The sequence below is a fragment of the Acidovorax sp. 22279 genome, assembly GCF_052045435.1.
In the GTDB taxonomy this organism is placed as follows: domain Bacteria; phylum Pseudomonadota; class Gammaproteobacteria; order Burkholderiales; family Burkholderiaceae_C; genus Acidovorax; species Acidovorax delafieldii.
This window is the reverse complement of sequence record NZ_JBQEOV010000017.1, coordinates 84,740-106,119: the sequence shown is the minus strand read 5'-3', so window position 1 is coordinate 106,119 and position 21,380 is coordinate 84,740. Positions and strand designations below refer to the sequence as shown.

19 protein-coding genes are annotated in these 21,380 nt (G+C 66.6%); 5 read left to right on the top strand and 14 right to left on the bottom strand.

The features are described 5' to 3' along the window. Window positions 1–86: 86 nt before the first annotated feature. From bufA2 to ACTJKQ_RS20285, 5 genes are all read right to left on the bottom strand, one after another. Window positions 87–380: a BufA2 family periplasmic bufferin-type metallophore gene (bufA2, locus tag ACTJKQ_RS20305; protein ID WP_436076716.1), complete on the bottom strand. Its 294-nt coding sequence runs from the start codon at window positions 378–380 to the stop codon at window positions 87–89. 142 nt (window positions 381–522) lie between these two features. Continuing rightward, a complete protein-coding gene (locus ACTJKQ_RS20300) occupies window positions 523–1,011 on the bottom strand; it encodes an NUDIX hydrolase (RefSeq protein WP_440597897.1) in 489 nt (162 codons plus the stop codon). 44 nt (window positions 1,012–1,055) lie between these two features. Then, the gene (locus ACTJKQ_RS20295; RefSeq protein WP_440597896.1) at window positions 1,056–1,556 is read right to left on the bottom strand and encodes a GNAT family N-acetyltransferase; all 501 of its coding nucleotides are present in this window, start codon (window positions 1,554–1,556) and stop codon (window positions 1,056–1,058) included. A gap of 17 nt (window positions 1,557–1,573) precedes the next feature. Next, the gene (locus ACTJKQ_RS20290; RefSeq protein ID WP_056056705.1) at window positions 1,574–2,278 is read right to left on the bottom strand and encodes a riboflavin synthase; all 705 of its coding nucleotides are present in this window, start codon (window positions 2,276–2,278) and stop codon (window positions 1,574–1,576) included. Window positions 2,279–2,356: 78 nt separating this feature from the next. Continuing rightward, complete coding sequence (locus ACTJKQ_RS20285; RefSeq protein WP_440597895.1) at window positions 2,357–3,712, bottom strand: esterase-like activity of phytase family protein; 1,356 nt, start codon at window positions 3,710–3,712, stop codon at window positions 2,357–2,359. Between the two features lie 181 nt (window positions 3,713–3,893). On the opposite strand from ACTJKQ_RS20285, the gene ACTJKQ_RS20280 reads away from it, so the two are divergent. Further along, window positions 3,894–4,145 (top strand): hypothetical protein, encoded by a 252-nt coding sequence (locus tag ACTJKQ_RS20280; protein WP_056056709.1) that lies wholly within the window; start codon window positions 3,894–3,896, stop codon window positions 4,143–4,145. Window positions 4,146–4,165: 20 nt separating this feature from the next. On the opposite strand, the gene ACTJKQ_RS20275 is transcribed toward ACTJKQ_RS20280, so the two are convergent. From ACTJKQ_RS20275 to ACTJKQ_RS20245, 7 genes are all read right to left on the bottom strand, one after another. Further along, a complete protein-coding gene (locus tag ACTJKQ_RS20275; protein ID WP_440597894.1) occupies window positions 4,166–5,884 on the bottom strand; it encodes an NAD(P)-binding protein in 1,719 nt (572 codons plus the stop codon). Between the two features lie 11 nt (window positions 5,885–5,895). Further along, window positions 5,896–6,888, bottom strand: coding sequence for a response regulator (locus tag ACTJKQ_RS20270; protein ID WP_440597893.1), 993 nt, complete (start codon window positions 6,886–6,888; stop codon window positions 5,896–5,898). Further along, the gene (locus ACTJKQ_RS20265; protein ID WP_440597892.1) at window positions 6,885–10,637 is read right to left on the bottom strand and encodes a PAS domain S-box protein; all 3,753 of its coding nucleotides are present in this window, start codon (window positions 10,635–10,637) and stop codon (window positions 6,885–6,887) included. The genes ACTJKQ_RS20270 and ACTJKQ_RS20265 overlap by 4 nt, the downstream gene beginning before the upstream one ends. A gap of 122 nt (window positions 10,638–10,759) precedes the next feature. Continuing rightward, the gene (locus ACTJKQ_RS20260; RefSeq protein ID WP_440597891.1) at window positions 10,760–12,319 is read right to left on the bottom strand and encodes a polyamine aminopropyltransferase; all 1,560 of its coding nucleotides are present in this window, start codon (window positions 12,317–12,319) and stop codon (window positions 10,760–10,762) included. 84 nt (window positions 12,320–12,403) lie between these two features. Then, window positions 12,404–12,625: a DUF350 domain-containing protein gene (locus tag ACTJKQ_RS20255; RefSeq protein ID WP_044396181.1), complete on the bottom strand. Its 222-nt coding sequence runs from the start codon at window positions 12,623–12,625 to the stop codon at window positions 12,404–12,406. A gap of 34 nt (window positions 12,626–12,659) precedes the next feature. Then, window positions 12,660–14,174, bottom strand: a complete 1,515-nt coding sequence (locus tag ACTJKQ_RS20250; RefSeq protein WP_440597890.1) for a DUF4178 domain-containing protein — start codon at window positions 14,172–14,174, stop codon at window positions 12,660–12,662. 114 nt (window positions 14,175–14,288) lie between these two features. Continuing rightward, on the bottom strand, window positions 14,289–15,338 hold the full coding sequence (locus ACTJKQ_RS20245; RefSeq protein WP_056056717.1) for an SPFH domain-containing protein: 1,050 nt from the start codon (window positions 15,336–15,338) through the stop codon (window positions 14,289–14,291). Window positions 15,339–15,613: 275 nt separating this feature from the next. Here ACTJKQ_RS20245 and ACTJKQ_RS20240 point away from each other — a divergent pair, with 275 nt between their 5' ends. Continuing rightward, on the top strand, window positions 15,614–15,886 hold the full coding sequence (locus ACTJKQ_RS20240) for a DUF2061 domain-containing protein (RefSeq protein WP_440597889.1): 273 nt from the start codon (window positions 15,614–15,616) through the stop codon (window positions 15,884–15,886). Between the two features lie 218 nt (window positions 15,887–16,104). Here ACTJKQ_RS20240 and ACTJKQ_RS20235 read toward each other — a convergent pair whose 3' ends face one another. Together ACTJKQ_RS20235 and ACTJKQ_RS20230 are read right to left on the bottom strand one after the other, a co-directional pair. Next, entirely contained in the window at window positions 16,105–16,410 is a 306-nt protein-coding gene (locus tag ACTJKQ_RS20235) for a flagellar basal body protein (protein ID WP_015016359.1), read from the bottom strand. Between the two features lie 94 nt (window positions 16,411–16,504). After that, window positions 16,505–17,485, bottom strand: a complete 981-nt coding sequence (locus ACTJKQ_RS20230; protein ID WP_099731720.1) for a LysR family transcriptional regulator — start codon at window positions 17,483–17,485, stop codon at window positions 16,505–16,507. Between the two features lie 129 nt (window positions 17,486–17,614). Between ACTJKQ_RS20230 and ACTJKQ_RS20225 the strand changes: the two genes are divergently transcribed. The 3 genes from ACTJKQ_RS20225 to ACTJKQ_RS20215 all read left to right on the top strand — a co-directional run bounded on the left by ACTJKQ_RS20225 (window position 17,615) and on the right by ACTJKQ_RS20215 (window position 21,226). Then, complete coding sequence (locus tag ACTJKQ_RS20225) at window positions 17,615–18,976, top strand: aspartate aminotransferase family protein (protein WP_440597888.1); 1,362 nt, start codon at window positions 17,615–17,617, stop codon at window positions 18,974–18,976. A 29-nt stretch (window positions 18,977–19,005) separates the two neighbouring features. After that, on the top strand, window positions 19,006–19,635 hold the full coding sequence (locus ACTJKQ_RS20220; RefSeq protein WP_440597887.1) for a DJ-1/PfpI family protein: 630 nt from the start codon (window positions 19,006–19,008) through the stop codon (window positions 19,633–19,635). A 70-nt stretch (window positions 19,636–19,705) separates the two neighbouring features. Continuing rightward, on the top strand, window positions 19,706–21,226 hold the full coding sequence (locus ACTJKQ_RS20215; RefSeq protein ID WP_146870521.1) for a CoA-acylating methylmalonate-semialdehyde dehydrogenase: 1,521 nt from the start codon (window positions 19,706–19,708) through the stop codon (window positions 21,224–21,226). Window positions 21,227–21,380: the final 154 nt, after the last annotated feature.

Below are 21,380 nucleotides of genomic sequence, written 5' to 3'. Positions count from 1 at the left end.
AGCACCGCCGCGCAAGGGCCGCCCCGCCGCGCTGGCGGTGTCCCCCTGGGGGGATGGCGCGCAGCGCCTCAGGGGGGCTTGTTGCCTTATCCCTTGATATCGCCGATGGTGCCCTTCTCCATCAGGCACTGAGCCGCTGTCTTGGCCTTGAAGCCATGGCCCTTGCAAGCGTTCTGGCCTTTGCAGCTGTGCTCGGCCGTGGAGCAGTCGCTGTTGCCCTTGCAGTCGTGCACGTTGTAGCAGTGCACGGTGTCGTTGGCGCCAATGGCCGCGCCCTTGGAGCCCTTGGGCGCATCTGCTGCGAAGCTGGTGGATGCCAGTGCCAGCAGGGCGGCAGACAGGGCAAAGGAAGCGGTGGACTTGGCTTGGGTAGACAGCATGGTGAGTAACTCCGTAAACGTTGAGGGATGAATGAAGCGGGTAGATCACGCTGCACAACTGAGCGCTCTCTGCCTGGTAATTCGTCCCCCGCGCACTACGGGTTACAGGCCGTCCAAAAATTTTTCGCGTTGTCGCCTGGCGCTATTGCACTGAGGGTTCCGTCACCGAAATATCGGTGTGCACCAGCGTCAGCGGAAAACGCTGGCCCGCCAGGTAGTCCTCCAGGCAGCGCAGCAGCAGCGGGCTGCGATGGCGCTCGGGACAGGCGCGTATCTCATCGGGCGTGAGCCACACCGTGCGCACGATTCCCGTGTCCAGCGCCCGCCAGCCATGGTGCGTGCCCAGCGTGCCCGCAAATGCAAAGCGCATGTAGGTGATGTCATCACCCGTGCGCGTCTTGGTAAAGCGGTTGAGGTACACACCGATCAGCGCTGTGGGCTCGAAGTCGTGCGCGGTTTCTTCCAGCACCTCTCGCGCGCAGGCCTGAATGGGCGATTCGCCCGGGTCCAGGTGGCCTGCAGGGTTGTTGAGCTTGAGGCCGTCCGTGGTTTCTTCCTCGACCAGCAGAAAGCGGCCATCGCGCTCGATGAGCGCGGCCACGGTGACGTTGGGTTTCCAGCGGTGGGGCATGGCGGGCATTATGACGAGGGCGGGTGACAGTGGGCCTACAAGGTCTACAGCGCTCGCGCCATGTACACGGCGCCTTCGCCGTAGCTGGCCAGGCGGGCCTGCTGGGTGGCATCCTGCAAGGGGTGCAGCGCGTAGCCCTGCCGCTGCCAGTAGGCCTGCGAGCCCTGCACCGAGACCAGCGCACTGTGCCGCAGCCCTTCTGCACGGGCCTGCGCCCACAGAGGCTGCAGCAGCGCGTGGGCCAGGCCTTGCCCCGCATGGGCAGGCAACACGGCCATGTCGTGCAGGTACAGCGTGTCGGGCTGGGCGGCGGCTTCAAAGTCGCCATGCAGCGGGGTGACCTTGCCACGCACACTGCGATAGGCCGCAAGGTAGGCGCACACCGCGCCGCCTTGCTCCAGCACCAGCGAGCAATTGGCGGGGCTGGCGAGGCGGCGGGCAAAGACCTCGCCACTTTCCACAAACCCCTCGCCATAACAGGCCAGCTGCACGGCCAGCAGGTCGGACAGGTCGCTCAGCGCCAGCGGGCGCACCACCACGGACATGAGTGAGCTTGGTTCGATCAGTGCGGCAGCACGGGCGCCTGCACAAAGTCGTCGAGCGACAGGCCCTTTTCTTTCAGCAGCGCCTCCAGCACGGGCTGCAGGCGGCCCAGGCTCTCCTGCACGGCCTCGCGCACGGTGTCCACCACCACCTGGGTGCTGCGCTCGATCTCGATGTTCAGGCGGTCGCCCACCTGCTTGTTCTCGAACACGGTGGCGCGGCGGGTCTCGGGGATCATCCAGATCTCGAACCAGCCCTCTTGCCGGTTCACCTCGGCCACCGTGAGGCTGGCGCCGTGGATGGCGATGTAGCCCTTGGCAAAGATGTAGCGGCGAAACGCCTCGGGCACGGCCACGCGCCACACCAGGTTGTTGTCAAACTCGCGCCGCTCGATGAGCGTGCCGGTGAAGTCCACATGGCCCGACAGCGGGTGGCCGCCGATCTCGGCACCGTCCTTGGCCGCGCGCTCCACGTTCACGCGGTCGCCCTGGCCGTAGCTGCCCAGCGTGGTGATGTTCAGGCTCTGCAGCATCACGTCAAAGTTGGCCTGCGTGGGCGACAGGATCTCGGTGACCGTGAGGCACACGCCATCGGTGGCCACGCTGGCGCCAATGGCCAGGTCCTGGCAGAAGCCCTCGGGGAAATCGAGCGTGAACGTGCGCAGCCCTGCGCGGTCGTGGATGGCGGCAATGCCTGCCGTTGCTTGGACGATGCCTGTGAACATGATGGCGCGGCTTCCGGGTACGTTGGAACGGGAACCGGGAATTTTGCCACCCGGCCCCCACCGCGCGCTGGCGCCGGGTTACTTGGCTTGCAGTAGCCCGCCCACCTCCAGCAGCACCAGCTCGTTGTCATCCGCCTTGTTGGGGTCGCGGCTGCTGCTGAAGGGCAGGTTGTTGTCGTTGCCCACCACGATGTGCGTGCTGTCCACGATGTCCACGTTCTCGATGGTGAAGAACGGGAAGGTGAGCACGCCGCTGTTCAGCGGCTTGCGCGCCAGGCGCTGAGGGTCCTGGATGTTCATGAGATCGATGTAGCCCACCTTGCGGATCTCGCCACCCACGTTGGCGTCGCTCATCTCCACCTTGTAGACGCGCTTGAACTTGGCGAGGTCGTGGAAGCAGTCCGTGCGCTTGGTGCCTTCGGGGCAGGCCTTGTCGGCCGTGCCTTCGCCGTTGTCGCGCTCGATGATCAAACCGGTGGTGCCGTCGATCATGTTGAAGTCGCCAATCGCGTGGTGGTTGGCCTCCAGCACGTACTTCCAGTGGCGACCCGTCCACTGCTCGGTCTTCACGTCAAATTCGAGCACACGCAGGTACTGCTTGCCGCCCACGTTTTCGTACGCCTTGGCGCCGTCGTTCCACAGCGCGCCTTCGAGCAGTGCATAGAGCTTGCTGCCGTCCTTGCTGGAGGCCATGCCTTCGTAGCCCTTGGAGCGCTTGACTTCAAACGGCGTGGGCTTGGCGTCGGGGGCACCGGGCATCAGCACACCGGGCGCATCGGGCGAGCGCACGACCTTGCCGTCCACCTGCGTCTCGAACACGGCCAGCACCTTGCCGTTCAGGTCGGCCTTGATGAGGAAGGGGCCAAACTCTTCGCCGATCCACAGTGCGCCACCGGCGAACTGGAAGCTCTCGGGGTCGAAGTCAGCGCCCGTCAGGTAGCGCTTGTCGGTGCCTTCGTGGGTGATCCGAAACGGCACCTTCTTGTCGGGGTCGTGCAGGAAGACTGTCTTGAGGCGGTTGAACTGGCCGCTCTTGAAGTCCACGGTGTAGTGGCTCAGGTGCAGCATGAAGTCGGGCGAGTTGGCCTTGGAGCCCGCGCCGTTGTCGGTCAGGATCCAGAACGAGCCGTCGGCCATGCGCTTGATGCCCGAGTGGCCCTGGAGGGGCTGGCCCTGGAAGGGCAGCGACACGCCTGTGTCGCGGCCACCCGACTGGCCCATCACGCTGCCCACGGCGTCCACACGGCGGGGGGTGGTGAACTTGCCCGCCACCTGCAGGTCTTGCGGCGCGTCCTTGGGCGCGGCAACCACGGTGAGGGCGGGCAGCACGGCGTGGCCGGCCAGGGTGGCGGGGTAGGCCTGCTGGGCGATGGCGGGGGTGGCGGCAGCGCACAGCAGCGCTGCGCAGGCGGCAATTTGGGACAGTCGGGACATGGTGGTCAAGGGGAAGAGAGCCAAAACCGTGAACGATGCCGCCGCCCTGTGACACCGCCATGAAAAGCGGTTCTCCAACGCCCCCCACCAGGCAACGCCGAATCGGGCACATGCACGGACCTTTTGCGGCTGGCCAGGATCACACCAGCCTCACTCCACCCGCACGGCCTGCGCACCTGCCATGGAAACCCTCTCTGCACTGCAATCCCTCGGCCTGGAGCTGCCCAGCCCGGCCTACATAGTGGGCGCCATCCTGTTTGGCCTGATCGGCATGGCGGCGTACTGGCACGGCAAGCGTGCGCAGCAGCCGCGCACCCGCTGGTGGGGCGTGGCGTTGATGTTCTATCCCTACGTGGTCTCGGCCACCTGGCTGCTGTACGCCGTGGGCGTCGCGCTGTGCCTGGGGATGTGGTGGGACGGGCAGCGCGGCTAGGGATCCTCCGCACCAAGGAATCAACCGGCGGCGGCCACCAACCCTGCGCCGTGCCCGCGCGTGAAGGCTTCTTCAAACACCGAATACCCCGACCAGTCGGCATGCGCAAACGCCAGCCGTGCGGTGGTGGGCGTGGGCAGCCAGGCGGCACGCTCACCATTTGATAGCACCTTGGGCATGAAAGACCTGCGCTCCAGGCCGATTTGACTCAAAAACTGCTGCAAACCCGGTGTGGGGATGGACATGGCGTGCCCATAGCGGGTGATGTCCACGCGCGTGGCGCGCTGGCGCAGGTCGGGGTGGGGCACGGCGAGAGCGGCCAGGGCGGCTTCGGCCCAGTGCTGCCAGGGCTGGGTGGCCAGTTGCTGGCGGCCGTCCGCCCGGTCGCCCAGCGCCTGGTAGTAGGTGAGCACGGTGGGGCCGGCCAGCGTGGCACGGGTGTCCAGGCGCTGGTGGCCGGCGTTCACATAGCCCAGGCCCCCCGCCGTGGGGTCGGCATACAGGACGTTGTCCCAGGCCGGCGCGGCGCCGGGGCGGTCGGTGAGCGGACTTTGGATGTGGATGTTGGCCACCAGCCAGGGCGCCCACGACAGACGCTGGGCCGCCCCGGTGAGGAAGGCGGGCGGGTTCTGCACCACGCGCGCCGCCATGAAGACGGGCAGCGCCACGATGCAGCGTGGCGCCTGCCAGCGCTCCACGCTATCGGTGGCGTGGTTGAACGCATCCACCTCCACGCCGTGGCGGCCTTCGGTGATGCGCAGCACGCTGGTGCCGGCGCGCAGCTGGCCGCCGCCGTGGGACGTGTTGGCCAGCGGCTCGGCCAGGCGCCGGGTGATCCAGCCATTGCCCTCGGGCCAGGTCAAAACGCTTTCGCGGGCTTCGTCCACGGCCTCGCCGGGCGCATGAAAGCCATGGCGGCTGGCAAAGTAGTGGATGCCCGCCCAGGCCGAGACGCGGTCGGCCCCGGCGCCGTAGTCGTCGCGGCAGCAGTAGTCCAGGTACCAGCGCAGGTGGGCATCGTCCAGCCCTTCCTGCGCCAGCCAGGCGGCAAACGTCATCGCGTCCAGCGCCTGCTGGCTGGGCGCCAGTGGGCGCTTGGCGGCCCACAGCTTGAGTGCGGGCATGGCAAACCGGGCGGCGCGGGCCTGCGCGTCCACGGCCTGGGCAAAGCGGCGGTACTGCGCCAGCGTGGCCTCGCCCACGCCCTGCACGGGCAGCAGGCCGTCCTGCCACTCGCCATCGAAGTACAGGCGCTCCTGCGGGCTGTGGCACAGGTGGCGTTCGTCGTACTGCCAGCGCCCGGCCACGCGCTGGCGCAGGCCCAGCTCCTCCAGCAGGTCCTGCACCTCGCGCGCGTCGTCGCCCGGCACAGGCAGGTAGTGCGCGCCCTGCGGGCAGGTGATGCCGTTGACGGCGGTGCCCCGGCTGTTGCCGCCTGCGGTGTCTTCCAGCTCCAGCAGCGCAAAGTCCTGCACGCCCGCCAGGCGCAGCGCGCGCGCGGCGGCCAGCCCCGCCACGCCACCACCGGCAATGATGACCTGCGCACGGCGCACCACGGCAGGCTCGGGCCAGGTGCCGCGCGCCAGCCACTCACGCAGCTGGTGGCCGCGCGCCATGTCGATGCCGGTAAAGCTGCCTTCCAGCGGCGGCACGGCGTGGTCGCACCCGCCCAGCGCAGCCGTGGCCAGGGCGGCGGCGCCCGCCACGAACTGGCGGCGCTGCAGGGTCCAGGGGGTCATGCGGTCACGCCTCAATCGGCCCAGCGGGCGCGAATCTCAAGCAGCTGCGGCACCAGCGGGGCGAACAGCGCCACCAAAGCGGGGTCGAAGTGTTTGCCGGCCTGCGCTGCAATGTGGTCGAGCGCATCCTGCACGGGCCAGGGTTCCTTGTAGGGGCGGCGGGTGGTGAGCGCATCGAACACATCGGCCACCGCCACGATGCGCGCCGACACCGGGATGGCCTCGCCCGCCAGGCCGCGCGGGTAGCCGCTGCCGTCCCACTTTTCGTGGTGGGCCAGCGCAATCTCACGGGCCAGCTGCAGCACGCCGGACGGGTGCTCGCCAATGATCTCGGCGCCGATCTCGGGGTGGCGGCGCATGGTGTCCCACTCATCGGCGTTCAGCGGGCCGGGCTTGCGCAGCACGGCGTCGGGGATGCCGATCTTCCCCACGTCGTGCATGGGCGCGGCGTTGAGCAGGTCTTCGGCCCAGGCCTGGCTGTGGCCGGCAGCCAGGGCCAGCAGCTGGGCAAAGTGGCTCATGCGGATCACATGCATGCCGGTTTCGTTGTCCTTGTACTCGGCCGCGCGGCCCAGGCGCTGCACGATCTGCAGGCGGGTTTCGCGCAGCTCGTCCATGCGCACCAGCGACAGGTGGGTGCGCACGCGCGCGCGCACCACGGGCGGGCTGACGGGCTTGGTGATGTAGTCCACCGCGCCCGCGTCAAACCCGGCAGTTTCGTCCTGGCTGTCGGTGAGGGCGGTGATGAAGATCACCGGGATGGAGGCGGTGGCGGCATCGGCCTTGAGCGCGCGGCACACGGCATAGCCGTCCAGGTTCGGCATCATGATGTCGAGCAGCACCAGATCGGGCCGCTGCTCGCGCGCCACCTGCAGCGCACGTTCACCATCGGTGGCAAACAGCAGGCGGTAGTCGGACTGCAGGACGTGGCGCAGCACCTGCAGGTTGGTGGGCTCGTCGTCCACCAGCAACAGGCGGGGCCGCTGGTCAGGGGCCGGTGTCATGCGGGGTTCTCCAGGGGTTCGTCCAGCCAGTGCGTGCGCAGCTGCTGCAACTGCACCCCGGCCTGGTCAAAGTCAAAGCGGTCGATGGCCTCTTGCAGGCGCTCGGTGGCGTCTGCAGGCAGCAGCTGCACCAGCAGGTCCAGCGGCGGCTGGGCCAGCTCGGACTGTGCCAGGGCCTGCTGCAGCGCCTGCGCGGCGTCCCGGGCCTGCTGGCGTTGGTCGGCGGTCAGCGGTGCGTGCTGGCCCACGCCGGGGGCGGGCGCTGCGGCGGCCTCGGCCTCGTGGGCCAGGGCCTGCTCCACGGCCTGCAACGCGGCGGGCAGGGCGGCCACCAGCGGCTGCAGAGCCGTGCGGTCCAGGCTGTGGGCGGCTTCCTCGATGCGCTGCGCCAGCGTTTGCAGCGGGCCCAGCGCCAGGTTGCCTGCCGCACCACGCAGGCGGTGGGCCAGCGCACGGGCAGCGTCCATGTCGGGCTGCGCCACCAGGGCCTGCAAGGTGGCGGGGGTGGCGGCATGGTCGGTCAGCAGGCGCGCCACGGCATCGCGCAGCAGCGCACGCTGGCCCCAGAGGCGGGTGCCACGCTCCCAGTCCACCGCGGCGATGGTGGCGTGGGGGACCGGTGGCAAGTCGGTGGCGCGCGTCAAGGTCTGCAGGCTGCTCCACCCCGATGTGGCGGTGTCGGGCTGCAGATGCAGCACGCGGGCGATCTCGCGGAACAGGCGGGCGGGCTCCAGCGGCTTGCTGGCAAAACCGTCCATGCCCGCAGCGCGTGCGTTGCGCCGGTCCTGCTCCAGCACGCTGGCCGACAGGGCGATCACCGGCACCGGCTTGCGCCGTTGCGCCTGCTCGAACGCGCGGATGCGGCGCGTGGCCTCCAGGCCGTCCATGCCGGGCATCTGCAGATCCATCAGCACCACGTCAAAGCGCCCGGCCTCGTAGGCGGCGACAGCGCTTTCGCCATCCCGCGCCACGGTCACCTGGTGGCGCCCCCGGTCCAGGTGGATCTGCAGCAGCTCGATGTTGGCCGGCACATCGTCCACCACCAGCATGCGCAGCGGCGGCAACTGCACCGCATGGCTCACGGTGGCCACTGCCGCCGTCGCCTGGCCCACCGGCAAAGGTACACACACGGTAAACGTGGTGCCCACACCCAGGGTGCTGCGCACGCTGATGCTGCCACCCATCAGCTCCACCAGCTGGCGCGAGATGGTGGTGCCCAGGCCGGTGCCGCCGAACTGCCGGGTGGTGGATGCGTCGGCCTGCGCAAAGGGGTCGAAGATGCGCTCCAGGTGCTGCGCCGCGATGCCGATGCCCGTGTCCTCCACCTCCATCACCAGCGTGCCGTCGTGGTAGTCCAGCCGCAGCAGCACATGGCCGCGCTCGGTGAACTTGAGCGCGTTGCCCAGCAGGTTGAGCAGCACCTGCTGCAGGCGCAGCGCATCGCCCCGCAGGTAGGGCGGCACCCGGTCGTCCGTCAGGCACTGCAGCGCGAGCCCCTTCTTGCCCGCATGGATGCGCAGCGAGGCAAGGATCTGGTCGCACACCTCTTGCAGCGAGAAGTCCGCAATCTCCAGTTCCACCGCGCCTTTTTCCAGCTTGGCAGTGTCCAGGATGTCATTGAGCAGGCGCAGCATGGAGCGCGCCGCATGCTGCACCGTGCCCAGGTGGCGGCGCTGCTGCGGGTCCATGGGGGTGTCGAGCAGGGCCTCGGTGAAGCCGATGATGGCGTTCATGGGCGTGCGGATCTCGTGGCTCATGTTGGCCAGGAAGGTGCTGCGCGCGGCTGCAGCCTGCTCGGCACGCTCCTTGGCGGCGCGCAGCTCTTGCTCCATGGCACGGCGCTGGGTGAGGTCGGTCGCAAACTTGACGACCTTGAACGGCTGGCCTTGCGCGTCGAAGATGGGGTTGTAGGTGGCCTGGATCCAGATGCGCCGCCCGTCCTTGCCCAGTCGCTGATATTCACCGCCATCAAGCTGGCCAGCTCGCAGTTGCTCCCAGAACTGCACGTACGCCTCGGTCTGCGCGTAGGCGGGCTCGCAGAACATGCGGTGGTGCTGGCCCACGATCTCTTCCAGCCGGTAGCCCATGAGTTCTCGAAAGTTGGCGTTGGCGTTGAGCACATGGCCCTGCATGTCGAACTCCACCACCGAGAGCGCACGGTTGATGGCACGCACCGTGCTCTCGAACTCGGCGTTGCGCTCGCGAAAGACGGTCATGTCCATGATGACGCCGTCGATCCACAGCACCTGGCCGTCATCGCCGACCACGGGGCGGCCGCTTTCCGACACCCAGCGCAGGCGCCCATCACGGTCCCGCAGGCCAAACTCCACGTGGTAGGGTCGGTGCTCCTGGATGGCCACGGAGACTTCCGCCCACAGGCGGTCCACCTCTTCGGGCAGCGTGAGCTGGGTAAAGTTGATACGGCCTTCCAGAAAATCCTGCGGCAACCAGCCCGTGAGTGCGGTCACCGCATCGCTGACGAACAGCATGGTCCAGTCGGCATCGTGGCGGCAGCGGAAAGTGACGCCCGGAATGTTGGCCATGAGCGAGCGCAGGCGCTGCTCGCTGGCCTGCAGCTCCTGCTCCATGGCGCGACGCTGGGTCAGGTCGCTGATGAAGCCCACGAACACCGGCGCGCCATCCAGCGGCACACGGCCTATGGCAATGCGGATGGGCACGGTGCTGCCGTCGGGCCGCAGGGCCAGCACCTCGCGGCTGTTGGCGCCGACCACGCCACCGCCCTGGCCTTGCAGGTAGCGCTGCAGGTAGGTGTCGTGGCGCGAGCGGTCGGGCTCGGGCATGAGCATGGACACGTTCTGGCCCACCACTTCGTCGTGACGCCAGCCCAGGATGCGCTCGGCCGCTGCGTTGAAGGACTGCACGCGGCCCTGCGCATCGATCATCACCATGCCGTCCACGGCCGTGTCGGCAATGGCGCGCAAGCGGGACTCGCTCTGGCGCATCTGCAGGAACATCTGCCGGTAACGCAAGCCAGCGTTGATGGCGATCACCAGCAGCCCGATACCCGACGCCACTGCAGCAACGGCCAGTGCCAGGGGCGCGCCATCGGCCGCGGTCAGCAGTTCCAGCTCGTTGGGGGCGTCAATGAAACGCAAGGCCGCCATGCCGGTGTAGTGCATGCCCGCAATCGCCAGCCCCATGACCACACCGGCCACCGCATTGAGCCACCGGGCGCGCCAACGCACCACGCGCTCCAGCCCAAACCGCACCCACAGGGCCACGATGGCCAGCAATACGGCCACCAGCACCGAGGCGGCAAACCCCCAGGGGTCGTAGCGCATGACCGGCGCCCACTGCGACGCCGCCATGCCGATGTAGTGCATGGCGCCAATGCCGGCGCCCACCAGCACCCCGCCCACCACCAGGGCGGTGCGGCTGATCTCGCGGCGCATCAGCAAGCCCAGCGCCACCCACGACGCGCCCACGCTGGGCAGCAGGGACAGCACGGTGGTCCACGCATCAAACTGGCCCCGCGCGCACACCGTGAAGGCCAGCATGCCGATGAAGTGCATGGACCAGATGCCGCCGCCCAGCGCCATCGCCCCGGACCCCCGCGCCATCTGGCGCATGAACCGGGTGTCGGCGCGCCGGGCCAGGCCCGCCATCTGCAGCGCCAGCACGGAGGCCAGCACCGCCATGCCCACCGACAGCGTCACCAGCCAGGGATCGTGCTGCGCCCAAAGCAGCGGATAGGGCTGTGCGTCAGAAAGGAAAAAAAGGTCCAGCATCGGGGGCGCCCACGGCGATCAGGTCTTGACAGCTTTGTAGCCGATTGTGCTGCCCATGCCAGCGGGCAGAACCCCTGCAAATTGCTCGGCGAATGGCTGTTGGAGCCCAGTCCACCGGCGACTCAATGCGCCACCACCTTGCCCCATTCGCGCTCGTAGCTGTGCACCAGCGCCTGGTTGGACAGGCGGTTCACGTCGGCCGGCACCCGCTCCATGTCAAGTGGAAAGTCGAACAGCAGCGGCAGCGACGGGGCGCTCAGGAACCGGAGCCCGGGGGGCAGGGCGTCGGGCAGGCGCCACGGCCTGCGGCTGGCGATGACGTAGCCCCATTCGCCAAAGCTGGGCACATGGGCGTGGTAGGGCGCTGTCGAGAGGCCCACGGATTCGATGGTCTGCACCACCGTCCAGAAGCTCTGGCGCGCCACCAGCGGCGAGGTGGTCTGCACCACGGCGTAGCCACTGGCCGCCAGCCGCTTGTCCAGCAACGCATAAAAGCTGTTGGTGTAAAGCTTGCCGATGGAGAAGTTGGTGGGATCGGGGAAGTCCACCACGATCACGTCAAAAAGGTCCGTCCCCTGCTGCAGCCACCCGAAGGCATCGGTGTTGACGATGGTCACCTTGGGGTTTTGCAGCGCGTGGCCGTTGAGCTTTGCCAGCGTGGGGTTCTCGCTGAAGATGCGCGTCATGGCCGGGTCCAGTTCGACCAGGGTGACGGACTCGACCGAGGGGTACTTGAGGATCTCGCGCACCGCCATGCCATCGCCGCCGCCCAGCACCGCCACACGCTTGGGCGCCCCGTGGGCCGCCATGGCGGGGTGCACCAGGGCCTCGTGGTAGCGGTATTCGTCGGACTCGGAGAATTGCAGGTTGCCGTTGAGGTACAGCCGGTGGCCATAGCGGCCCTGCGTGACCACAATGCGCTGGTAGGGCGTGGCCGTGGTGAAGATGATGCGGTCCTGGTAGAACTTGTCTTCGGCAAAGCTCGTGATCTGCTCAGACCCCGCCAGTCCCGCCAGCAACAGGCCCACCACCATCAGGCAGGCGAACAAATGGGCTTGGAGGCGCCGCAGTTCATGCCGGAACAGCCACACCGCCCACAGCGCCACGGCGGCATTCATCAGCCCGAACAGCAGCCCGGTGCGGATGAGCCCCAGGTGCGGCACCAGCAGCAGCGGAAACGCCAGCGACACCGCCAGCGCGCCCAGGTAGTCGAACGTGAGCACCTGCGAGACCAGATCCTTGAGCACCACGTTGCGTTTGAGGATGCGCATGACCAGCGGAATCTCCAACCCCACCAGCGTGCCCACCATCAGCACCATGCCATACAGCAGAAACCGGAACGCGCCCGGTGCATACGCATTGGCGAGGAACAGCGTGGCGGGCAGCGCGCCGCCGATCAGCGCCACCAGCAGCTCGATGCGCAGGAAGTGCGCGGGCAGCTGCCGCTCAAAGTAGCGCGACAGCCACGAGCCCAGGCCCATGGCAAACAGGTAGGTGCCGATGATGGTGCTGAACTGCAGCACCGAGTCGCCCAGGACATAGGACGCCAGCGCCCCCGCCGCCAGCTCGTACAAAAGGCCGCAGGCAGCCACGACGAACACGCTGATGAGCAGCGCGATGTCGATGGGGCGTGGGCCGGGGGATCGGGGCAGCGCCGCGGGCGCTGGCTCGGTAGGGGACAAGGTGGGAGGCGACAAGGCGGCTGTCAGCGCACCCTGCGGGGTGCGCTGCTACGTTCATTCAGGCAATGGAGGCAAACAGGCGCGTCAATGAATGGCGGCCGCCACGATGATGCTGATGCCCAGGCACATCGCCGCCACCACCATGCCGAGGGCCTTGTTTTGCTTTTCCACAATTTCGCGCCACAGGTCGTAGGGCGTGATCTTGTCGATGATGATGAAGGCCGCCCAGAAGATGATGATGCCCATCAGGGCATACAGCAGCGTGCCGCCGATGGACAGGGGGTGAAGCCATTCGAATTTGGTCATGCTGTTCTCCGGTGAAATTCGGGTTGTTGCGAGGTTACTTGTGGCTGCCGCCCGACGAATATCCGCCGTACGAGCCCCCCGAACTGCGGTAGCTGGAGGACGAGGAACAGTTTTCGACCCGGGGATCGCAGCTGGAGCAACGGCTCAGCAAGATGAGCAGGATCAGGATCACCACGGCGATGATGATGATGGTGCCGCAGCCCAGGCCGGATTTGGCCACGAACGGGCCAGGGTCGTCGCGCTTCAGGACATCTTTCTTGTCGTCCAGCTTGAACGCCTTGGCCACCGTGTCGCTGGACAGCTTGTCCCCCGCAGACCAGGTGATCTCGTTCGGGCTCTGCTCCATCGACAGCAGGCCCTTGGCGCTCGCAAAGTCGCGGTTGGTGGTCTTCTGGCCGCGCGTGACCTGCCAGTAGAACTCGCCCAGCACGTAGGTCGTTTCGGCCTCGTAGGTGTACTTGAGGTCGTACTTGGTGCCCATGTACGTGGCGGAGCGGCCCGTGGCCGCCATCTGCGGCGCGCCGGTGGTGGGGCGCACCATGCTCCAGCCTTCTTCGGAATCGACCAGGAACGCGAAGCCACGCTTCTGGTTGTAGAGCAGGTATTCGCTCCAGCCAAAGTGCTCGTCATCGCCGGGCTCCACGCCCATGCGGTGCTGAAAGCCCACCACCTGCCAGTGCACGCCCTGCAGCTGCCCCTTGCTGCCCAGCGGGATCAGGGGCTGGACGGGCTCGTCCTGCTCCGCCGAGCGCAACTCTCCGCCCACACCACTGTCCAGGCTGATGATGCTGGCGCACGAGCCGCAGGTGATGCTCTTGGAGGTGGACAGCTGTACCTGCACCGGCGCACCGCAGTGCGGGCAGTTGAACTGGCGGCCTTTTTCGTCCTTGGCCGATTCGTCCTTCAGACCCTGCAGCTGCAGGTCTTCCAGGAGCACTGCCTTGCCACGCTCGACATTGGGCGGGGTGTGGCCGTAGTCGATGCTGACCACTTCGCCGTCGGCGCTGCGCAGCTCGACCATGCCAAAGGGCTGGCCCAGCGGCGGTAGTTTGGGCAGCTCGCCCTGGGCCGAGATCAGCTGTGCCTGGCCGGTGTAGGCCACGCTGTAGGGTTTGCCGTTGATGGCCGTGGTGGTGCCGATGCGAAAGCGCTCGGGCGCAGGCATCTCGCGGCCCGGGTCGATGGGCCGGGTGAAGACATAGGTACCGTTGTCTTCGCCCAGCGTGGCCAGCGTGCCGTCATTCAGAAAGGCCGCCCATTCGGTCCACACGCCCGCGTCGCCCTTGTATTGCAGGCGGCCGATGAGGGTGAAGGGAACGTCCTTGCCGTCGAGCTGGATGCGCCCGCTGGCCATGAGCTGCAGCGGGCTGTGGTCGTCGAACAGTTCGGCCATCTTGCCCAGGCGCGTGAGCACGTCGCCACTGCGCACGACGGTGCTCTGGCAGTAGCCGCAGACGGCATGGGTGGACTGCGCGCTCTTGAACTCCACCGGCGCGCCACAGCCGGGGCAGGGCGCGCGGTAATAGCGCTGGGTGGGGTCGGTGGCCATCGTGTGGAGTGTTCTGCCCGCGCCGCGCTAAACGGCTTTGAAGCCCTATTGGCCTCTAGCGCCTATCCCTCCAGCGCAAGCAGCTATTTTTATGATAGCAATCGATCCGATCGATCAGACGAGCTTCTTGAGCAGTTCGGCCTTCTTGGCGTCGAACTCTTCCTGCGTGAGGATGCCCTTGGACTTGAGCTCGCCCAGCTTCTCCAGCGTGGCCATCACGTCTTCAGGCTTGACGCCCACTGCAGCGGCCGCCGCTGCGGGCGCTGCCTGGGCAGCTGCGCCGCCGCCTTGCAGGCCCTGCTGCAGGTTCTGCGCGAGCACCTGGCCCAGCGCCACACCCGCGCCCAGACCCATGGCGTCCCCCGCCACTCCGCCACCGTTGCCCGCGCCCTCGGCAAATTTGGGTATGGCCTGCGCCGTCTGGTACTGCATGAATTTGGCCATGTCGTTGCCAACCATGCCCATGCCGATCTTCTGGTCGAGGATCTTCTGCAGCTCTTCGGGCAGCGAGACGTTCTGCACCGTGAGGGACTCAATCAAGATGCCCAGTTTGGCGAAGATGGGCGCCAGCTCCTTGGTCAGCGCATCGGCAAACATGACCTGGTTGGCCGCCAGGTCCAGGAACGGCAGGCCGCTACCGGCAATGGCGTTGCTGATGTTCTGCAACACCAGGCCACGCAGCTGGCCTTCCAGGTCGGCCACGGGGTAGGACTCGCGCGTGCCCGAGATTTCGGTGTGGAACAGCTTGGGGTCGGCGATACGGAAGGCGTAGTTACCGAACGCGCGCAGGCGCACGGCGCCAAAGTCCTTGTCGCGGATCGTGATGGGCTGGGGTGTGCCCCACTTCTGGTCGATCTGCTGGCGTGTGCTGAAGAAGTACACATCGCTCTTGAAGGGGGACTCAAAGAGCTTGTCCCAGTTCTTCAGGTACGTGAGCACCGGCAGCGTCTGCGTGGTGAGCTTGTAGGTGCCGGGGCCAAACACGTCGGCCACTTGGCCTTCGTTCACGAAGATGGCCATCTGCGACTCGCGCACCACCAGCGTGCCGCCGTTCTGGATTTCCATGTCGCGCATGGGGAAGCGCCAGGCCAGCGTGCCGTCCCCCTCTTCGGTCCACTGAATGATGTCAATGAACTGTTTCTTGATGAAGTCCATGAGGGCCATGTGTGCTCCCAAAGCAAAAGAGGGGGTTGAAAAGAGCGGCCATCATAGCAACGGGGGCTTTGGTGGCAGCGGCTTTTTTCAGTGGCGGAACGTGAACTAGTTCACGCGCAGAACCTGTCTGTTTGGGATAGGCGCTGTGGCGCTTCGCAAGGCGTCATTGGATAGCGGCTATCTGCGCCTTAGCGACGATCAATTGGCTTTCGCTATTGCGAATCACTACCATTCAACCATCCCTGCTGCACCGCTGCAGGCTCTGTTGAACCAAGGAGTCCGCCATGTCCCTCATCCGCCGCGTTGCCCGGCAGAACCAAACCATGCTGATGAAGACGGGCAGCTACTACCTCATCCACATCTGCGTGGCCGCCCTGGTGGCCTATGCCGTCACCGGCAACCTGTGGGCCTCGCTCACCCTGAGCCTGCTGGAGCCCACGGTGCAGGCGGTGGCCTTCTTCTTCCATGAAAAGGCGTGGGACCGGGCTGGCCGGCGCGCTGCACGCCAAAGCGCTACTGCATCGCCCCACAGCCATCCCGCCATCCAGGGCGCCTGAACAAACTCACGACAAGGAGCACCGCCATGTACGCCATTCCACTGCGCAGCCGCACCGCCACGGGCTTGGCCTTTCAACGCTGGCTGGTCCAGCGCCTGGCGGGGCTGGCCGATACCGACTGATAACGGGCAGTCCTCTCTGCCTGCGCCAGAAACGAACATGCCCCGACCAGCGGGGCATGGGGGTGGGAACACAAACAGGCGCGCAATGGGCAGCGCTCAGGCTTTCACATCCAGCAAGGAGCCCATCATTTCGTCCTGCGTCTTGATGGTCTGCAGATTCGCCTTGAACGCGTAAGTGGCCGACATCTGCTCCACCGCCTCTTGCTCCAGCGCCACGCCCTTGGCGTCCTGTTCGCGCTGCACGGTGGCTCGCACGCCGGCGCTTTCGGCCACTTCCTCTTGTGCAACCACCTCGCGGCGGTAGCCGGGGGTGTTCATGTTGGCCACGTTGTTGGCCGACGCGTCCAGCCGCAACTGGGCGGCCTGAAGGCCTGAACTGCCGATGGAGGAAATGCTGGCCATGGGCGCTGCTCCCGATGTCACACAATGTTGCAAAGAAGGTGAATTGTCCGCCGCGCCACGGCCGCTGGCAAGCCTCAGCCCCGCAATACCCCTGTCAGCGACCGGGCCGGTGCGCATCCTCCAGGCATTGCGCAAACGCCTGCGCCGCGCGGGCGGGGGCGGGGGAGCGGCGCATCAGGCTCACAAACTGGCAGTGGTAGTGGAACAGCGACGGGTTCACGGCCTGCATGCGGCCCTGGCGCTCGAAGGCCTCGGCATAGTGGTCGGGCAAGAACCCGAGAAAGCGGCCCGACAGGATCAGCGTGGCAATGGACTCCTGGTCAAAACCCGTGGCCGCGCGCTGCAGCCGGGCCTGGTGGCTCAACTCCATATTGGGCGAGTGGTAGCCCAGCCCCGCAAACTGGTATCCGCGCACGGCATGCCAGTCGGCCGGAGGCGATGACGCCCCAAACAGCGGGTGGCCCGCGCCGCAGTACAGCAGCATGGTCTCGCCAAACAGGTCGGCGTAGGCCAGGCTTTGCGAGCTGCGGTGCGCGGGGATGATGCCCACCTGGTAGCTGCCATCGATCACACCGCGCTCGATGGCGTTGATGGAGCCCACATGCAGTTGCAGTTGCACATCGGGGGCCTGGGCGGTGAAGGCGGCAATCGCCTCGCCAATGCGGGCGGCCGGGTTGCTGGCGGTTTTGTCGAACACCGCCACGGCCAGCTGCCCGCCCATGCGCGAGTGGATGTCGTCCACGCTGTCGCGAAAGCTGCGCACCGAGGCCAGCAGGCGCAGGGTTTCGTCATACACCCGCTGCCCCTCGGCCGTCAGCGCAAACCCCGCCCGTCCCCGGCGGCACAGCGTGAGGCCCAGGCGGGCTTCCAGGTCCTTGATGTGGCGGCTGACGGTGCTGGTGCCGATGTTCAGCTCCAGCTCGGCGGCCGACATGCCGCCGCACTCCACCACGCTCTTGAACACCTGCAGCAGGCGCAGGTCCATGTCGCTGAGCTGGCCCAGTACGGCGCGGTGTTTGCCCGGTACTGCGGGCACTGAAGCTTGGGGGGATGGAACCGGGTCTTTTACTTGCATAAATCGTCAAGTAAACATTGATATTGGATTATTTGAGAGATTAACAGGCGGCGCAACAATGCCCTACGTCAAGCCTCAGGCCGCTGGGGCCGTCCGCTTTTTGTCGCCGCCTTTGCACTGGAGAACCCCATGAGCTTCGTCAACATCGAAAAACCCGCCGCTGGTGCCGAAGGCCCCCGCATGGACGCCGAGTGGCTGGACGCGCACTGGATGCCCTATACGGCCAACCGCCAGTTCAAGGCCAACCCGCGCATGATCGTGGAGGCCAGCGGCGCCTATTTCACCGACAGCGAAGGCCGCAAGATTTTTGACGGCCTGTCGGGCCTGTGGTGCTCCGGGTTGGGCCACGGCCGCCGCGAGATCGCTGAAGCCATCGGCAAGCAGGCAATGAAGCTGGACTACGCACCCGCTTTCCAGTTTGGCCACCCGCTGTCGTTCGAGCTGGCCAACCGCGTGAAGGAACTGACGCCTGCTGGGCTGGACTATGTGTTCTTCACCGGTTCGGGCTCCGAGTCGGCCGACACGTCTCTGAAGATGGCCCGCGCCTACTGGCGCGCCAAGGGCCAGGGCACCAAGACGCGCCTCATCGGCCGCGAAAAGGGCTACCACGGCGTGAACTTTGGCGGCATCTCGGTGGGCGGCATCGTGGCCAACCGCAAGCTGTTTGGCCAAGGCGTGGAAGCCGACCACCTGCCCCACACCCAGCCACCCGCGGGCTCGTTCCACAAGGGCATGCCGCCCACGGGCAAGGAGCTGGCCGACCGTTTGCTCGAAGTGATTGCGCTGCACGATGCGAGCAACATCGCCGCCGTCATCGTTGAGCCCTTCTCGGGCTCGGCCGGTGTGGTGATCCCACCCGTGGGCTACCTGCAGCGCCTGCGCGAGATCTGCACCCAAAACAACATCTTGCTGATTTTTGACGAAGTGATCAGCGGTTTTGGCCGCAGCGGCGCCTGGACGGGTGCCGAAGCCTTCGGCGTGACGCCCGACATCCTGAACTTTGCGAAGCAGGTCACCAACGGCGCGCAGCCGCTGGGCGGCGTGGTGGCTACCAAGGAAATCTACGACACCTTCATGGCCGCGGGCGGCCCCGAGTACATGCTCGAATTCCCGCACGGCTACACCTACTCGGCCCACCCCGTGGCCTGCGCGGCGGGCATTGCGGCGCTCGACATCCTGCAAAACGAAGACATGATCGGCCGCGTGAAGGCGCTGGCCCCGTACTTTGAGCAGGCGGTGCACAGCCTCAAGGGCGCCAAACATGTGGCCGACATCCGCAACTTTGGCCTGGCCGCTGGCTTCACCATTGCGGCGCTGCCCGGCGAGCCTGCCCGCCGCCCTTACGAGATCGCCATGAACTGCTGGAAGAAGGGCTTTTACGTGCGCTACGGTGGCGACACCATCCAGCTGGCACCGCCCTTCATCAGCACCCAGGCCGAAATCGACCGCCTGATCAGCGCCCTGGGCGACGCCCTGCAAGAAACCGCCTGAGCTTCCTTCGCCAGCCAGCCCGCCCTTCCATGCGCATTTCCATCCTCACCTTCGATGCCTTCAACGACCTGGATTCGCTGGTGGCGTTTGGCATGCTCAATCGCATCGCCCTGCTGGGCGACAAGGACTGGCAGGTGCGCATTGCGAGTCCCGCGCCCCGCATCACGTCCATGAACGGGCTGACCATCGATGCGCACGAAGACCTGAGCCAGCTGGCTGAGGCCGACGCAGTGCTGGTGGGCAGCGGCATGAAGACGCGTGAGGTGGCCAACACCCCAGCGCTGATGGAACAGCTAAGGGTGCTGAACCCCGCCCGCCAGTTGCTGGCGGCGCAGTGCTCTGGCACCTTTTTGCTCAGCCGCCTGGGCCTGCTGAGCGGCACGCCCGCCTGCACGGACCTGACCAGCAAGCCGTGGGTGATGGAGTCGGGCGTGGACGTGGTGCCGCGCGCGTTTGCGGCCCACGGCAACGTGGCCACGGCGGGCGGGTGCCTGGCCTCGCAGTACCTGGTGGCGTGGCTGATCGCCCGCCTCAAGGGGCTGGACGCCGCGCGCGAAGTGCTGCACTACTTTGCCCCGGTGGGCGAGAAGCAGGAGTTCATCGACCGCGCCTTGGGGCATGTGCTGCCCGCGCTGGAGCCCCAGGCTGCTGCGGCTTGAATACTATAAATTTGATAGCTATCAGCGCATGTTTCACTAGCGCTTGTGGCGCTTTTTACTTGGAATCACCATGAACCACGACAAAAACGTCACCACTACCATCGGCCACCTGATCGACGGCCAGATCGTCGCCGACACCGCCCGTACGCAGCCCGTGTTTGACCCCGCCACCGGCCTGTCCACCACCAGCGTGGCCCTGGCAAGCCAGGCCACGGTCGAGGCGGCCATTGCCTCGGCCGAGGCCGCGTTTCCGGCCTGGCGCAACACGCCGCCGCTCAAGCGTGCGCGCGTGATGAGCAAGCTGAAAGTGCTGCTGGAAGAAAACGCCGACAAGATCGCCGCCCTGATCACCGCCGAACACGGCAAGGTGCTGGCCGACGCGCACGGCGAGCTGCAGCGCGGCATTGAAAACGTCGAATACGCGAGCTACGCGCCCGAACTGCTCAAGGGCGAGCACAGCCGCAACGTGGGCCCCAGCATCGACTCATGGTCCGAGTTCCAGGCGCTGGGCGTCACCGCTGGCATCACGCCCTTCAACTTCCCGGCCATGGTGCCGCTGTGGATGTGGCCCATGGCCGTGGCCTGCGGCAACACCTTTGTGCTCAAGCCATCGGAGCGCGATCCCTCCTCCACGCTGTTCATCGCCCAGCTCGCGTTGGAAGCGGGCCTGCCGCCCGGCGTGCTGAACGTCGTCAACGGCGACAAGCTGGCCGTGGACACGCTGCTGCAAGACCCGCGCGTGAAGGCCGTGAGCTTTGTGGGCTCCACCCCCATTGCCGAATACATCTACAGCGAAGGTTGCAAGCACGGCAAGCGCGTGCAGGCCCTGGGCGGCGCCAAGAACCACGCCGTGCTGATGCCCGACGCCGACGTAGGCAACGCCGTGAGCGCGCTGATGGGCGCGGCCTACGGCTCGTGTGGCGAGCGCTGCATGGCCATCCCTCTGCTGGTCGCCGTTGGCGACGAAGTGGGTGACGCCGTGATCGCGGGCCTGAAGACCGAGATCGCCAAGATGAAGGTCGGCCCCGGCACCGACAACAGCAACGACATGGGCCCGCTCGTCACCAAGCCCCACTTCGAGAAGGTGAAGGCCTATGTGGACAGCGGCGTGGCCGAAGGCGCCACGCTGGTGGTGGACGGCCGTGGCGTGAAGGTGGCGGCAGGCCACGAGAACGGCTATTTCCTGGGCGCCTGCCTGTTTGACAACGTCAAGCCCGGCATGAAGATCTACCAGGAAGAAATCTTCGGCCCCGTGCTGGGCGTGGTACGCGTGAAGACGCTGCAGGAAGCCATGCAGCTCATCAACGACCACGAATACGGCAACGGCACCTGCATCTTCACGCGCGACGGCGAGGCCGCCCGCTACTTCACCGACCACATCCAGGTCGGCATGGTGGGCGTGAACGTGCCCCTGCCCGTGCCGGTTGCCTACCACTCGTTCGGCGGCTGGAAGCGCAGCCTGTTCGGCGACCTGCACGCCTACGGTCCCGACGCCGTGCGCTTCTACACCAAGCGCAAGACCATCACGCAGCGCTGGCCCTCGGCGGGCGTGCGCGAGGGGGCGGTGTTCAGCTTCCCGAGCAGCCGCTGAAGCACCAGCGTCCACTTTTCGACGAAAAGGCCCCACACGGGGCCTTTTTTCGTTCTGTGCCGTGCCAGGGGGTTTGAAGGTGAGCCATGCAAATGCGCATGGCTGTCGTGGCATGCCGTCTTTTGGCGCAAGAAGAGCCCATGAAGCGACCCGT

Excerpts from the sequence above, each read along its gene's own strand:
- bufA2 (WP_436076716.1), bottom strand. The coding sequence starts at position 380 with ATGCTGTCTACCCAAGCCAAGTCCACCGCTTCCTTTGCCCTGTCTGCC.
- ACTJKQ_RS20300 (WP_440597897.1), bottom strand. The coding sequence starts at position 1,011 with ATGCCCCACCGCTGGAAACCCAACGTCACCGTGGCCGCGCTCATCGAG.
- ACTJKQ_RS20295 (WP_440597896.1), bottom strand. The coding sequence starts at position 1,556 with ATGTCCGTGGTGGTGCGCCCGCTGGCGCTGAGCGACCTGTCCGACCTG.
- ACTJKQ_RS20290 (WP_056056705.1), bottom strand. The coding sequence starts at position 2,278 with ATGTTCACAGGCATCGTCCAAGCAACGGCAGGCATTGCCGCCATCCAC.
- ACTJKQ_RS20285 (WP_440597895.1), bottom strand. The coding sequence starts at position 3,712 with ATGTCCCGACTGTCCCAAATTGCCGCCTGCGCAGCGCTGCTGTGCGCT.
- ACTJKQ_RS20280 (WP_056056709.1), top strand. The coding sequence starts at position 3,894 with ATGGAAACCCTCTCTGCACTGCAATCCCTCGGCCTGGAGCTGCCCAGC.
- ACTJKQ_RS20275 (WP_440597894.1), bottom strand. The coding sequence starts at position 5,884 with ATGACCCCCTGGACCCTGCAGCGCCGCCAGTTCGTGGCGGGCGCCGCC.
- ACTJKQ_RS20270 (WP_440597893.1), bottom strand. The coding sequence starts at position 6,888 with ATGACACCGGCCCCTGACCAGCGGCCCCGCCTGTTGCTGGTGGACGAC.
- ACTJKQ_RS20265 (WP_440597892.1), bottom strand. The coding sequence starts at position 10,637 with ATGCTGGACCTTTTTTTCCTTTCTGACGCACAGCCCTATCCGCTGCTT.
- ACTJKQ_RS20255 (WP_044396181.1), bottom strand. The coding sequence starts at position 12,625 with ATGACCAAATTCGAATGGCTTCACCCCCTGTCCATCGGCGGCACGCTG.
- ACTJKQ_RS20250 (WP_440597890.1), bottom strand. The coding sequence starts at position 14,174 with ATGGCCACCGACCCCACCCAGCGCTATTACCGCGCGCCCTGCCCCGGC.
- ACTJKQ_RS20245 (WP_056056717.1), bottom strand. The coding sequence starts at position 15,338 with ATGGCCCTCATGGACTTCATCAAGAAACAGTTCATTGACATCATTCAG.
- ACTJKQ_RS20240 (WP_440597889.1), top strand. The coding sequence starts at position 15,614 with ATGTCCCTCATCCGCCGCGTTGCCCGGCAGAACCAAACCATGCTGATG.
- ACTJKQ_RS20235 (WP_015016359.1), bottom strand. The coding sequence starts at position 16,410 with ATGGCCAGCATTTCCTCCATCGGCAGTTCAGGCCTTCAGGCCGCCCAG.
- ACTJKQ_RS20230 (WP_099731720.1), bottom strand. The coding sequence starts at position 17,485 with ATGCAAGTAAAAGACCCGGTTCCATCCCCCCAAGCTTCAGTGCCCGCA.
- ACTJKQ_RS20225 (WP_440597888.1), top strand. The coding sequence starts at position 17,615 with ATGAGCTTCGTCAACATCGAAAAACCCGCCGCTGGTGCCGAAGGCCCC.
- ACTJKQ_RS20220 (WP_440597887.1), top strand. The coding sequence starts at position 19,006 with ATGCGCATTTCCATCCTCACCTTCGATGCCTTCAACGACCTGGATTCG.
- ACTJKQ_RS20215 (WP_146870521.1), top strand. The coding sequence starts at position 19,706 with ATGAACCACGACAAAAACGTCACCACTACCATCGGCCACCTGATCGAC.